Source organism: Collinsella aerofaciens, assembly GCF_039752985.1.
GTDB lineage: Bacteria > Actinomycetota > Coriobacteriia > Coriobacteriales > Coriobacteriaceae > Collinsella > Collinsella aerofaciens_BT.
Map to the genome: position 1 here is coordinate 60,722 of NZ_JBDMHA010000001.1, position 12,032 is coordinate 72,753.

A 12,032-nucleotide genomic window follows, 5' to 3' on the forward strand; every position below is an offset into this window, starting at 1 on the left:
AAACAATCACTTTGCACGGGAGCTCAGCATGAAATACGACTTCAGCTCGCTTATCGACCGCCACGGCATGGACTCTATCGCCGTTGACTCTTGGGGTGAGATCCCAGGTATGGCTCCGAACGCACCCGACGAGGGCTTCGACCGCATTCCCATGTGGGTGGCGGACATGAACTTTGCCACGGTGCCCACGGTCCAGGAGTACATCATTCAGCGCGCCCAGCACCCCATGTTTGGCTATTTCAATCCGCGCCCCGAGTACTTCGACCGCATCATCGAATGGCAGAGCCGCCGCAACGGCGTTGAGGGCTTGGCGCCGGAGCATATCGGCTACGAAAACGGCGTGCTGGGCGGTGTCGTGTCGACGCTGCGTGCGTATGTTCAGCCGGGCGATGCGGTGCTGGTCCACAGCCCTACCTACATCGGCTTTACCAAGTCCATTGAGGCCGCGGGCTATCGCATTGTCCACAGCCCGCTTAAGCTCGACGACCAGGGCGTGTGGCGCATGGACTTTGAGGACATGGAGTGCAAACTCGCCCAAAACCACATTCATGCCGCGGTGTTCTGCTCGCCGCACAATCCCTGCGGCCGCGTATGGGAGCGCGACGAGATCGAGCGCGCTATGGACATTTATCGCCAGCACGATTGCGTGGTGATCTCGGACGAGATTTGGTCCGATATCATCCTGCCGGGGCACAAGCATATCCCGACGCAGTCGGTGAGCGAGGACGCCCGCATGCGCACGGTTGCCCTCTATGCGCCGAGCAAGACGTTTAATCTGGCGGGTCTGGTCGGCAGCTACCACATCATCTACAACGAGACGCTGCGCGACCGCGTGTGCGCCGTGTCCAACAAGACCCACTACAACGAGATGAACGTCCTCTCCATGCATGCGCTTATCGGTGCCTACCAGCCGCAGGGCTACGAGTGGGTGGACGAGCTCAACCAGGTGCTTGCCGGCAATATCGAGTACTTCTGCGATTACGTGGACGAGCATTTTGAGGGCGTGTCCTATTCACGTCCGCAGGGCACGTACATGGTGTTTCTGGACTGCTCCGAGTGGTGTCGCGAGCATGGCCGCGATATTCAGTGGCTGCTCGATGAGGGGGCGCGCGTGGGCGTGGGGTATCAGGACGGCCGTCCGTTCCACGGGCCCTGCCACATTCGCGTGAATCTGGCGCTGCCACTTTCGCGCGTGAGGGAAGCGTGCGACCGCCTGGACCGCTACGTTTTTAATGCACGGTAAGTGTGCGCTGCATGCGGGGCCTTCTGCCAAGTCGGCTGGAAGGCCCCGCATGGTAAATAAACGTCTGTAACCATTGGGCACTCGTGTGGTTTCGTTTGCTATTATTTTTAGCCATTTCAGTCTGTAAACAGGATTGTCTGGAGCTCGATGAAAAGACCTCGCCGCTCGGTTGCCATATCGTTACTTGTTGTGCTTGCAGTAGCGAGTGCCTTTGTCGTAGCGATAGCTGGCTGTTCTGGGCGTAATGACGAAGCCTTGACGTCTGCATTAAAAGGTCTGGACGCCTCGCAGGCCAAAGACGACAACCTTAAGACGCTCAACGTTGGTGGCGACCTCTATCCACCGTTTGTGTATACCGACGAGTACGGCGATATCGTTGGCCTGGATGTCGAGATATTGAGCGAGGCTTTGGCCCGCATTGGTTACAAGCCAAAGTACCAGCTGATCGATTGGGAAAAGAAGAACGAGCTGCTGGCGAGCGGCGAGCTCGATTGCGTCATGGGCAGCTTTAGCATGACGGGTCGCGAAAACGAGTATCGTTGGGCCGGCCCGTACCTTGCGAGCCGCCAGGTAGTCGCGGTCGATCCCGAGAGCGATATCTACACGCTTGCCGATCTTGAGGACAAGGTCGTGGCGGTTCAGTCTACCACCAAGCCTGAGGGCATTTTGCTCAATCGTACAAATGAAAACGTTCCGCAGATCAAAGAGCTCTACTGCTTTTCGGACCGCTCATACCTGAACCCGGCGCTCGTCGAGGGTCTGGTCGATGCCATCGCTGCGCATGAGTCCTCGCTGCTCACCTACGAAAAAGACTATGGTGTGACGTATCGCATTTTGGATGAGCCGCTGCTAGAGGTCGGTTTGGGTACCGCTTTCGATCTAAACGATACGCGCGGCATCGACGCTAAGCTTACCCATGCCTACCAAGAAATGCTTGCCGATGGCACCATGGAACGTCTGGTGTCAAAGTATTTTGATGACCCTTCGCCATTTTTGAATATGGAGGGCCTGTCATGATCGATGCGCCCGACCACGCCGCTCAGGAGCGGGACAATCGTTCGACAGGGGCATGGCTCCTTGTCGCTCTGCTGGGGATAGCGCTCTCGGTTGTTGCCGGCATGATGAGCTACGGTTACACGACAGCCCAAGCCGAGCAGCGCTTTGGCGACGTTGTCGATTACGTGGCGACCCAGAGCCTTTCCTACGATGCGTTCAATAGCGCCTATACGACCAAAAACCTGATTCGCGTTATGGAGATCGCCGGAGAGGCGGCGCGCGATATGGAGCGCGACGGCTCGGTGGATAACGCCACGCTGGAGCAATATGCTGACCAGTTCAACGTGAGCGCGCTGATCGTGACGGACGCATCGGGCAACCTGGTGTCCGAGTCCTCGACGGATAACGTGGGCTACGAGTCGCTTGCTGCATATCTCAAAAAAGCGCCCGTGCTGGAGGTGGCAACCCATCCGCTTAAGTCCTATACCACTCGTATTACGCTTGCGGATGATTCGGTTGCAGACATTGGCTGCGTTACTCGGCAAGATGGCGAGGGTATCGTTATCGCGGTAAGGCATCAGAGCGCGAAGGCGGTTGCGAGCAATACGCTCAAACTGCAGAGTCTGCTCGAAGGCTATGAGACTATCGATAGCGGCAATATCGTGATCGAAAACGATGGCAAGGTCGTTGCGACCAACGCCGTTGAACCCACCATCTTGGGCGTGTTCGACCTGCCTGCGACGGACGCCATCATTGTCGACGAAATTAAGGATCGATGCCTGCCCGGCAAAGTCCGACTGGTCAACGTCAACGGCGAGTGGTATTTGGGCACATACGGCAAAGCGCAAAAATTCTACGTGTACACCTATGCCTCGGCGCGGCGCTACTTTGAGGTCGTCGCCGCTGTTGCTGCCGGCGTGCTGGTGCTCTACAGCGGTGTTATAGCCGTTGTTGTGATGGCACGTCGCCGCGCTGATCGTCGACGTTTGACGGACTTGCTGCAGCAGGAGCGCGACTATGGCGACAGGCTAGCAAAGGCGGCACGTGAGGCCTCGTCTGCCAACTCGGCAAAGACGGAATTTTTGCGTCGCATGAGCCACGATCTGCGCACGCCCATCAACGGCATTCGCGGTATGGTTGAGGTCGGCGATGCCAATGCGGATGATCTGCAAAAGCAGACCGAGTGCCGCTCAAAGATCTGGACGGCATCGGGACTGCTGCTCGATCTTGCCAACGAGGCCCTGGATATGAGTCGTCTGGAGAGCGGGCAGATCGAACTGGAGCTTGTTCCCACAAACTTGGTGACCCTCAACCACGAGGTGCGCGATATTCTGGAGCGCCAGGCCGAGGAGCGTCTGGTGACAATTATCTGCGACCAGCAGACGCTTAATCATCCCTATGCGCGGGTGAGCGTGACGCACCTCAAGCGCTTGTTGCTCAATATTGCCGGTAATGCCGTCAAGTACAACCGCCGGGGCGGCTATGTTCGCCTGACATGCCGCGAGGTGGAGCCAGTGGATGGCGCCCCCGTCTATGAATACACGATCGCCGACAACGGTATTGGCATGAGCGAGGAGTTTCAACAGCACCTCTACGAGCCGTTTTGTCGCGAGGAGCAACAGGTGGAAGGCGCTTCATCGGGAACTGGCCTGGGTGCGCCTATTGCCAAACAGTTGGTCGAGCTTATGGGCGGAACCATGAGCTTTACGAGTATCTTGGGGCAGGGGACGACGTTTACCATCCGTCTGCCGTTTGAGAAGTGCAAGCGCTCCGAGATTCCTCAGGCTGTGCGCGTGGACGCGGGTGACGGCGATGCGCTCCAGGGCTTGCGCGTTTTGCTCGTAGAGGATAACGACCTGAATGCCGAGATTGCACAGTTTATGCTCGCCCGCGCCGGCGCCGTCGTGACGCATGCTAAGGATGGTGAGTCTGCCGTCGAGATGTTTGCCGCGAGCGCGCCGCACGAGTACGACGTGGTGTTGATGGACATCATGATGCCCGGTATCGATGGCCTTGAGGCCACGCGTCGGATTCGAGCGCTCGATCGCGACGATGCCGCGCTCACGCCGATTATCGCCGTGAGCGCCAACGCCTTTGCCGACGACCGTAGGCTTTCGCGCGAGGCGGGCATGAACGCGCACCTGAGCAAGCCTGTGAGCTCGCAGGAGTTCGTTGAGGCGCTTGCACACATAGCCGCCGACGCTTCATAAGCATATGGCTCGGTTCCAAGGTGGGTTGGAACCGAGCCATATTGCTATTGATGAGGCCTGATAAGGGGCTTACTTTTCTTGAATCTGCTTGCCGCAGAGATGCTCAATCGTAATCTCGTAGAGTTGGACGCCCTTAATGTCCTTGGCGATTTCCTCTTCGACTTCTTCGGCAGAAGGGTAGTACTTAAGTGCGAGCTGGCGGACTTTATCCTCGATAAACGCGGGAGTGTCATTTGCCAGGCGACAGCGGCCAAAGACTACGGTACTCATAACGTAGGGAGCCCAGTCGCCGTCCTGGTGCCATTCGTTGCCGTAAACGGTAAAGCAGACCTTGTCATCGCGCTTAAGTGCGTCGACCTTGTGGCCAGCCTTGGCGCCATGGAAATAAATCTTGTCGTGCTCGGCGTCAAAGAAGTAGTTGACGGGAATGGCGTACGGGTAGCCATCGTCGCCGTTGACGGCAAAGACGCCGCGCTTGCAGGTGGCGAGCAGTTTGCGCGCTTCCTCGTCGGTGATGGCGCGTTTCTTTCGACGTAAGGGCCTAAACATCGTTGGCTTCCTTTCTGGTCGTGCGTGGTTGCTGCAAAAACTATAGCGAAACGGATCCGTTTTTCTTGATGCGGGCGAGTATGTTTTTGAGCTTGTTAAAGTCGATCGGTTTGGACAGATGAGCGTTCATGCCGGCAGCGTGTGCCGTCTGGGCGTCTTCGGCAAAGGCGTTGGCGGTGAGCGCGATGATGGGGATATCGGCCGCATCGACCTTCTCGCTCAGACGAATCGCGCGGGTTGCCTCGTAGCCGTCCATGCCCGGCATCATAATGTCCATCAGGATCGCATCGAAGCTGCCGGCGGGATGCGACAGGTACAGATCGACGACTTCGTTGCCGTTGGCGGCGCGGGTGACCACGACGCCTTCGGATTCTAGCAGCGCCTGGGCAATCTCGGCATTCAATTCGTTGTCTTCGGCGAGCAGCACGTTCATGTTGGCGAGCGAGCAGTCGAGCGCTCTCTCGACCGTATTCGCCCGCGCCTGGGGGTTCTTGTCGATATCGAGCGGAATCTGGACGTTGAACGTACTCCCCACGCCAACCTCACTCGAAATCTCAATCGTACCGCCCATCAGTTCAATAAGCGACTTGACGATTGGCATACCCATGCCGGTTCCTTGGAACTTGCTGCGCGCATCGTCACCTTCTTGGGCAAACGGCTCATAGATTTGCTTTAAAAACTCGGGAGCCATGCCAATGCCGGTGTCCGAAACGCTAAAGCAAAAGAGCACACGCCCGTTATCGAGTGGCTTGGTCTTTGAGCTAAAGGTGACGGAGCCGCCGCGTTTGTTGTACTTAATGCTATTGTCTAACAGGTTGATCATGATCTGTCGGATATGGGTGGGACTGCCGATCATGTATGGTCCCGTGGCGTACGGCAGACTATTGTCCTGCAGTGTGATGCAGTTATCGGATGCGCGGAGCTTGCACAGCACCAGCGTATCGTCACAGAGCTCTTTGAGGTTAAAAGGCACATGTTCCAGTGTTAGCTTGCGGTCTTCGATTTTGCCCATCTCGAGGATATCGTTGATCAGTGAGAGCAGGTGATTGGCGGCAACGCGCGCCTTGGCACGGCTCTCGCGGGCGACCTGGATATCGCCTTCCTTCAATTCCTCGATCTCGATAAGGCCCAGGATGCCGTTGAGCGGCGTACGGATGTCGTGGCTCATGCGCGTGAGGAATGCCGTCTTAGCGGCGTTGGCGGCGTCGGCTTTCCGCTGTTCTTTCTGCGCACGTTGAAGCGACCAGGCAAGGATGACGATGCTGGTGAGCAAAATGCAGATGATAACAGTCACAATGGCGGCGCGGTTGCGGTAGAGAAGCTGGAACGTGTCCGATTCCTGTGCCGTGTACGACGTTGAGGAGTAGCTGCTGGCGGAGAGCGATTCGCCGGCATTGATGATGCCTTTATTAATGATTCCCAGCAGTTCGGGCTTGCCACGAGAAATCCAGCACGAGAGCTCACAGGTGTCAGGGAGCTCGACCGTCTCGCAGTCCTCGAGATCATAACGGTCGCCGATGGTTTTTACGCGTGAACTGGGAGCGACGATGCAGTGCACCGTTCCCTTCCTGAGGGCGTCGAACGCTTCATCGTCGGATTGGTATTCGGTTACGGTCGCTGTGGGGAACAGACTTTCAAGTGCATTTTGGTTGATAAGCGATGATTTGGTACAGGCGATGCTCTGAAGGTCTTTGTTCAGGTTGCTGCCGGTGTGGATGGCGGTGAGGGACATGGTCCCCAACGATACCGACTGCACAACGCCTGTTTGCTCGGCAAACCAGTAATCTCGGTATACCGGCAGCGCAACGTCTATGCTTCCCTTTGACAGGGCCTTTGACATCATCTTGTAGCTATCAAAGGCGACGGTTTTGACCGTAATGCCAAATTTATCGTGCAGCGTCGTCGCAAGCGATGCGAGCGAGCCTTCCATTTCGCCGTCTTCGTCTTCGTTACAGTAGGGGAGTTTGCCCGTAATGTAGCCGAGCGTGATGGTGTTGTCATTTGCTTTGAGCCAGGAACATTCGGGGCCGTTGAGCGATGATGAACCGCTGTTTTGGGTCGAGTAGCTAGATTTGACTTCGTCGTTATAGCGTGGGTTGACGCGGGCGATTGCCGTCATGGCAGCATTGATGTCGTTCATCAGGTCGGGGCGGCTTTTGGGAACGGCAAAGTAGTAGTCGCTCGAACCAATGTAGAACATGGGGGAGGCACTGGGCGACGAGATCGTGTCATTCATGATGACGGCATCGACCTCGTTGTTTGCGAGCGCGTCAAAGAGAACGGAGTCTCCGTCATACTCCCTGTATGTGCAGGCGATTCCTTCGTTGGTGAGCCACTGCTGGCCAACGAAGGTTTGCATAACGCCGGGGTTGTAGCCGATGGTAAGGCCCTGGAGCGATTGGGGGTCACCCTTGGCCAGATCGTCGCGATCGGGCCTGGCGTAGATGTAGTAGCGTTCGGTGCCCTCGGGGTTTGAGGAAAAGAGCAACTTTTGGGCGCGTTCCTCGGAGTAGGAGATGTTGGGCATGAGGTCGATCTCGCCCGCCTCGAGCATGTCCATAAGCTCGGTGAAGGTGCCGGTGACGTATTCGTACCGCCAGCCGGGCGTGTAGTACGACAGGGTCTGGAGGTACTCGTAGCCCCATCCCGAGAGACGCTCGCCAGGAGTGCCGTCCTGGAAGCCCTCGTTGTTGACGAGCCAGCCGACGCGGACCGTCTTGACTTGCTGATCGGAGTCGACGGCAAAGGCGGGGGCGGGCGCGACGGCGCTCAGTACGGTGAGCGCGGTAAGCGCAACGACCAGAGCGCGACATATAACTGAACGAAGGACAGTGGCAGTTCTCACATGCAATCCTAACGAATCGAGACATTACCGCATAAGAATACCAGCTCCGCCTGCCCAGTCGGCAGCAGCACCGCTAGACGGTTCCGCCCGGCAGTTGGGGTCAGTCCCTTTCTGCCGGCACAAAAGGAACGTTCCTAACTGCCGGTTGTGGGACAATACCGGGCGAGTGTGATTGGGCGTCTGGGAAAAGGGGTCGCGATGAACAAGTTGAGGACGCTTGCCGACGTGTTACGCCAGGCTGGTTTTGCGCGCATCACGGGCCTGTTTCTCGTCTTCTATCTGCTGTGCTCAACGGCTGTCTGGCTGTCCGAGCCCACGACCCTCACGTTTGGCGACGGGCTCTGGTTTAGCTTTGAGACCGTCTCGACCATCGGCTTTGGTGATATCCCGGCGGAGACGCCGGTCGCCCGCGCCATTACCGTCATCCTGAGCGTTATCAGCATCTTCTACATCGCTATGCTCACAGGCGTGGCAGTGAACTACTGCAATACGCTCATCAAGCTGCGCCAAAAGGACACCATGGCGCGCTTTATGGACGATCTTGAGCATTTAGAGGAGCTCGATCATGACGAGCTCGCCGACCTGTCGCGCCGTGTGCGCGAATATCGCCGACGCCAACGCTAGAACGGGCGCCGCGCGTCACGACGAGGGGGACTGAATATGAATATCACGGTATACCTGGGCGCCAGCGTTGGTGACGACCCAGCATTTCTGCCTGCGGTGCAAGAGCTGGGCAACTGGATTGGCTCCAACGGGCACGCGCTGGTATACGGCGGGTCCAAATCGGGCCTGATGGGCGCGCTCGCCGATAGCGTGCTCGATGCCGGCGGACATGTGACGGGTGTGGAGCCGAGCTTTTTTATCGAGGCCGAGTTTCAGCACGACGGTATTGACGACCTCATCGTGACGAGCGATATGGCAGAGCGTAAAGCAAAGATGATTGAGCTCGGTGACGCGTTCGTTGCCTTCCCGGGTGGCACGGGCACGCTCGAGGAGATTGCCGAGGTCATGTCCGCCGTGTCGTTGGGGTATCTCGATGCGCCGTGCATCCTGTACAACCTCGGGGGCTACTACAACGACCTCAAGGCGTTGCTCGAGCACATGATTGATAAGGGACTTTCGAGCCCGCAGCGCCAGCAAGGCATTTACTTTGCCGAGGATCTGCGCGAAATCGCATCAATTATCAACGGATAAGCCTTGAGCCTGTCCCGCCGTGGTTCCCGGTGGCTCCGTTTGCAGCGCAGACGGTTGGCTTGCCTGGGCCACGCTCGCTCTACAATAAAACGTATCTATGTCGACTTTGACCGCGGGAGGACCCGATGGATAACCTTGCCAAACCCACGAACCGCGCGCTGTTTTTAGTTAGTGTTGCCGTGACCGGTGCGTTCGCGGGTGCCGCAGTCTGGCTGTTCTTTTTTGCGATGGAGCACGGCATTGATTATTTGTGGACCGAGGTCCCGCATATGCTGGGTGTCTCTTCGCCCGAGCTCGCCAGCGGCCCGTTTGGCTTTTTGCCGTACCCGTTTTTTGTCTGCCTGCTGGGCGGCCTATTAATCGGTCTGTACGAAAAGATGACAGGCGCCAAGACCGATGACCTCAACCAGGTGATGGCTAAGGTTAAGCAAGACGGGCGCTACCCGTACGACAACCTGGGCAAGCTTTCGCTCGCGGCGTTGCTGCCGCTGCTGTTTGGCGGCAGCATTGGACCGGAGGCCGGTCTGACCGGTGTTATCGCGGGTCTGTGCAGCTGGGTCGGCGACCGTATGCGTTGCTTTGGCGCCGAGTTTAGGGAGCTCACGCTGCTGGGCACCCAGGCTGCCCTGACGGCGCTCTTTACCGCGCCCGTCTTTGGCTTTGTAGCACCGCTTGCCGGTAGCGCCGACGGCCAGGGCGAAGACGCCGACGATGAGTCCACGTCCGGCGAGATCACCATCAAGCTACCCAAGGTGCAAAAGACCGTGGTCTATGGCATCGCGATTGCCGGCGGTCTGGGCACCTACCTGCTGCTTGGCCAGCTTGTGGGCGGCGGCATGGGCATGCCCAGGTTCGAGTCCGCCGAGGTGGGCAACCTGGAACTTGCCTGGCTCATTCCGCTGGCGTTGGTCGGCACCGTTTGCGGCTGGCTGTACTTTGTCTCCGAGCACGCAAGCGAGGCGCTGTCTCATGCAATAGGGGAGCGTCCTGTCGTCAAAGCCATGCTGGCCGGTCTGGCGCTCGCCATCTGCGGCACGGTCCTGCCCTACACCATGTTTGCCGGCGAGACCCAGGCCGACGTGCTCATGGAAACCTACCTGACCATTCCCGCCGGCGTGCTTATCGCGACCGGTCTTGTCAAAGCCATGCTGACCCCCGCCCTCATCAACCTGGGCTGGCGCGGCGGCCACTTCTTCCCGGTTATCTTCTCGGGCGTAAGCCTGGGCTATGGCCTTGCTATCCTCACCGGCGCAGATCCGGTCTTTTGCGTCGCCGTCTGCACGGCATCGACGATGGGTGCGGTCATGCGCCAGCCGGTCATGGTCGTGGGCCTGCTGCTCATGTGCTTCCCACTCAAAGGTATCGTCTGCATGATCATCGCCGCCGTTATCGCTTCCGGCATTCCGCTGCCCAAGCCGCTGCGCAAGTAGTACGGTTTTCACGATTCAATTCCAGGGGTGCGAGATGATTCTGTACTTTAGCGCGACGGGGAACAGCGATCATGTGGCGCGTCGCATTGCAGCGGCGACAGACGACAAAGTTATGTCGATCGAGTGTTTTGATGCCGAGGCCCTTCACCTTGCTGTGACGGAAGGTCCCCGCCAGCTGGGGTTTGTCGCCCCGGTGTATACCTGTGGCTTGCCGACGCCGATGATCGAGTTTTTAAAGACTGCCGACCTGTCGATTGCTGCCGGCGCAAAGGGCGGCGAGCGCCCGTATACGTTCTATGTCTCGACATATGGTTCGACGACCGGGCAATCGGGCAAGTTTGCCCGCGATCTGCTACACGAGAGTGGGCTCGAGTTGGATGCAGCGATGAGCGTCAAGATGCCCGATACCTGGACGCCTGTTTTCGACCTGTCTGACCCTCAAAAGGTTGAGGGTATCAATAGGGCTGCCGAGGCGCAGATTGATGCCGTGATCGAGGCGGTGCGGGCGCGCCGCACGGGCAACATGATGCGCCATCGCGTGCCTCTGTTTGCATCGTGCGCGTATCACGCAATTGGGCTGCCGCGCATGCAACAGACGAGCAAGTTTGCCGTCGATGCCGATCGCTGCATCGGCTGCGGCCTGTGTGCCAAGCGCTGCCCCATGGCGGCGATTGAGATGCGCGACGGCCTTCCCGTCTGGACAAAGCCGGAGTGCGCAGCCTGCCTTCGTTGCCTGCACTGTTGTCCCATATTTGCCATCTCGCACGGTAAGCGCACGGCATCCCACGGTCAGTACAGGCATCCCAAGCCAGGTGTGAGGATGTAGCGGCTGCTGGCCGCGCTACTTCCAAACTGCGAGCGCGGCGGTGCCCAGTACAATGAGGGCGAGACCGATGACGCTGCGTCGTGAGAGTTTTTCGTTGAATGTCAGGCGCGCAAATAGTACTGATACGACAATCGATAGTTTGTCGATCTGCACCACGACGCTCACCTGGCCTGTGGCGATGGCGTAGTAATAGAGCAGCCACGATGCTCCGGTCGCAATGCCCGATGCCGCGAGAAATACGAGTTCGTAGCGGTCTACGTGCACGGCTTGGCCCATCTTGCCTTTAGCTGCCACGATTGCCCATGCCATAACCAGTACCACACAGGTACGGATTGCCGTGGCTAGGTTGGACTCGACGCCTTCGATGCCAACCTTGGCAAGGATGGACGTGAGCGCCGCGAATACGGCGGCGCCGAGGGCGTAAGCGAGCCAGGTCCGGTCTTGCTGCCGCTCGGGTCCGGCAGACTGCTTCTTCTCGATCATTAAAAACGTGCCGAGGGTGATGACAGCGGTTCCCACGAGCTTAACCGCAAGGTTGCTCGTCTCGCCAAAAAGCACGATGGCGATCAGTGCAGCGAGTACGGTGCTCATCTTGTCGACCGGTACGACCTTATTGACGTCTCCGATGCCCAACGCCTTAAAGTAACAGATCCACGAAGCACCGGTAGCGAGTCCCGAGAGGACGAGAAAGAGCCAGGATCTGGGTTCGATGCTGCCAATGGTTCCAATGGATCCAGAA

Annotated in this window: 10 protein-coding genes; 7 read left to right on the plus strand and 3 right to left on the minus strand. The window is 58.2% G+C overall.

Annotated features, from left to right (window positions below; all coding sequences use genetic code 11):
- Positions 1–28: 28 nt before the first annotated feature.
- The 3 genes from ABHR76_RS00285 (at position 29) to ABHR76_RS00295 (ending at position 4,449) form a co-directional block, all read left to right on the plus strand.
- A complete protein-coding gene (locus tag ABHR76_RS00285) occupies positions 29–1,243 on the plus strand; it encodes a MalY/PatB family protein (RefSeq protein ID WP_138111748.1) in 1,215 nt (404 codons plus the stop codon).
- A gap of 255 nt (positions 1,244–1,498) precedes the next feature.
- A complete protein-coding gene (locus ABHR76_RS00290) occupies positions 1,499–2,260 on the plus strand; it encodes a substrate-binding periplasmic protein (RefSeq protein WP_346976451.1) in 762 nt (253 codons plus the stop codon).
- The gene (locus ABHR76_RS00295; protein ID WP_346976452.1) at positions 2,257–4,449 is read left to right on the plus strand and encodes a hybrid sensor histidine kinase/response regulator; all 2,193 of its coding nucleotides are present in this window, start codon (positions 2,257–2,259) and stop codon (positions 4,447–4,449) included. The genes ABHR76_RS00290 and ABHR76_RS00295 overlap by 4 nt, the downstream gene beginning before the upstream one ends.
- Positions 4,450–4,518: 69 nt before the next feature.
- Here ABHR76_RS00295 and ABHR76_RS00300 read toward each other — a convergent pair whose 3' ends face one another.
- Together ABHR76_RS00300 and ABHR76_RS00305 are read right to left on the minus strand one after the other, a co-directional pair.
- A complete protein-coding gene (locus ABHR76_RS00300) occupies positions 4,519–4,998 on the minus strand; it encodes a pyridoxamine 5'-phosphate oxidase family protein (protein WP_138111761.1) in 480 nt (159 codons plus the stop codon).
- A 40-nt stretch (positions 4,999–5,038) separates the two neighbouring features.
- Positions 5,039–7,843 (minus strand): ATP-binding protein, encoded by a 2,805-nt coding sequence (locus ABHR76_RS00305; RefSeq protein WP_346976453.1) that lies wholly within the window; start codon positions 7,841–7,843, stop codon positions 5,039–5,041.
- Between the two features lie 198 nt (positions 7,844–8,041).
- Between ABHR76_RS00305 and ABHR76_RS00310 the strand changes: the two genes are divergently transcribed.
- The 4 genes from ABHR76_RS00310 to ABHR76_RS00325 all read left to right on the plus strand — a co-directional run bounded on the left by ABHR76_RS00310 (position 8,042) and on the right by ABHR76_RS00325 (position 11,293).
- Positions 8,042–8,467, plus strand: a complete 426-nt coding sequence (locus ABHR76_RS00310) for a potassium channel family protein (RefSeq protein WP_346976454.1) — start codon at positions 8,042–8,044, stop codon at positions 8,465–8,467.
- 36 nt (positions 8,468–8,503) lie between these two features.
- A complete protein-coding gene (locus tag ABHR76_RS00315; protein ID WP_138111770.1) occupies positions 8,504–9,037 on the plus strand; it encodes an LOG family protein in 534 nt (177 codons plus the stop codon).
- 125 nt (positions 9,038–9,162) lie between these two features.
- Positions 9,163–10,467: a chloride channel protein gene (locus ABHR76_RS00320; RefSeq protein ID WP_138111773.1), complete on the plus strand. Its 1,305-nt coding sequence runs from the start codon at positions 9,163–9,165 to the stop codon at positions 10,465–10,467.
- A gap of 34 nt (positions 10,468–10,501) precedes the next feature.
- Complete coding sequence (locus tag ABHR76_RS00325; RefSeq protein ID WP_138111775.1) at positions 10,502–11,293, plus strand: EFR1 family ferrodoxin; 792 nt, start codon at positions 10,502–10,504, stop codon at positions 11,291–11,293.
- Positions 11,294–11,308: 15 nt separating this feature from the next.
- Here the strand turns inward: ABHR76_RS00325 and ABHR76_RS10095 are convergent.
- Positions 11,309–12,032 (minus strand): EamA family transporter (locus ABHR76_RS10095; RefSeq protein WP_430392678.1); only part of this gene is annotated, 724 nt, incomplete at its 5' end.

Excerpts from the sequence above, each read along its gene's own strand:
- ABHR76_RS00285 (WP_138111748.1), top strand. The coding sequence starts at position 29 with ATGAAATACGACTTCAGCTCGCTTATCGACCGCCACGGCATGGACTCT.
- ABHR76_RS00295 (WP_346976452.1), top strand. The coding sequence starts at position 2,257 with ATGATCGATGCGCCCGACCACGCCGCTCAGGAGCGGGACAATCGTTCG.
- ABHR76_RS00300 (WP_138111761.1), bottom strand. The coding sequence starts at position 4,998 with ATGTTTAGGCCCTTACGTCGAAAGAAACGCGCCATCACCGACGAGGAA.
- ABHR76_RS00310 (WP_346976454.1), top strand. The coding sequence starts at position 8,042 with ATGAACAAGTTGAGGACGCTTGCCGACGTGTTACGCCAGGCTGGTTTT.
- ABHR76_RS00315 (WP_138111770.1), top strand. The coding sequence starts at position 8,504 with ATGAATATCACGGTATACCTGGGCGCCAGCGTTGGTGACGACCCAGCA.
- ABHR76_RS00320 (WP_138111773.1), top strand. The coding sequence starts at position 9,163 with ATGGATAACCTTGCCAAACCCACGAACCGCGCGCTGTTTTTAGTTAGT.
- ABHR76_RS00325 (WP_138111775.1), top strand. The coding sequence starts at position 10,502 with ATGATTCTGTACTTTAGCGCGACGGGGAACAGCGATCATGTGGCGCGT.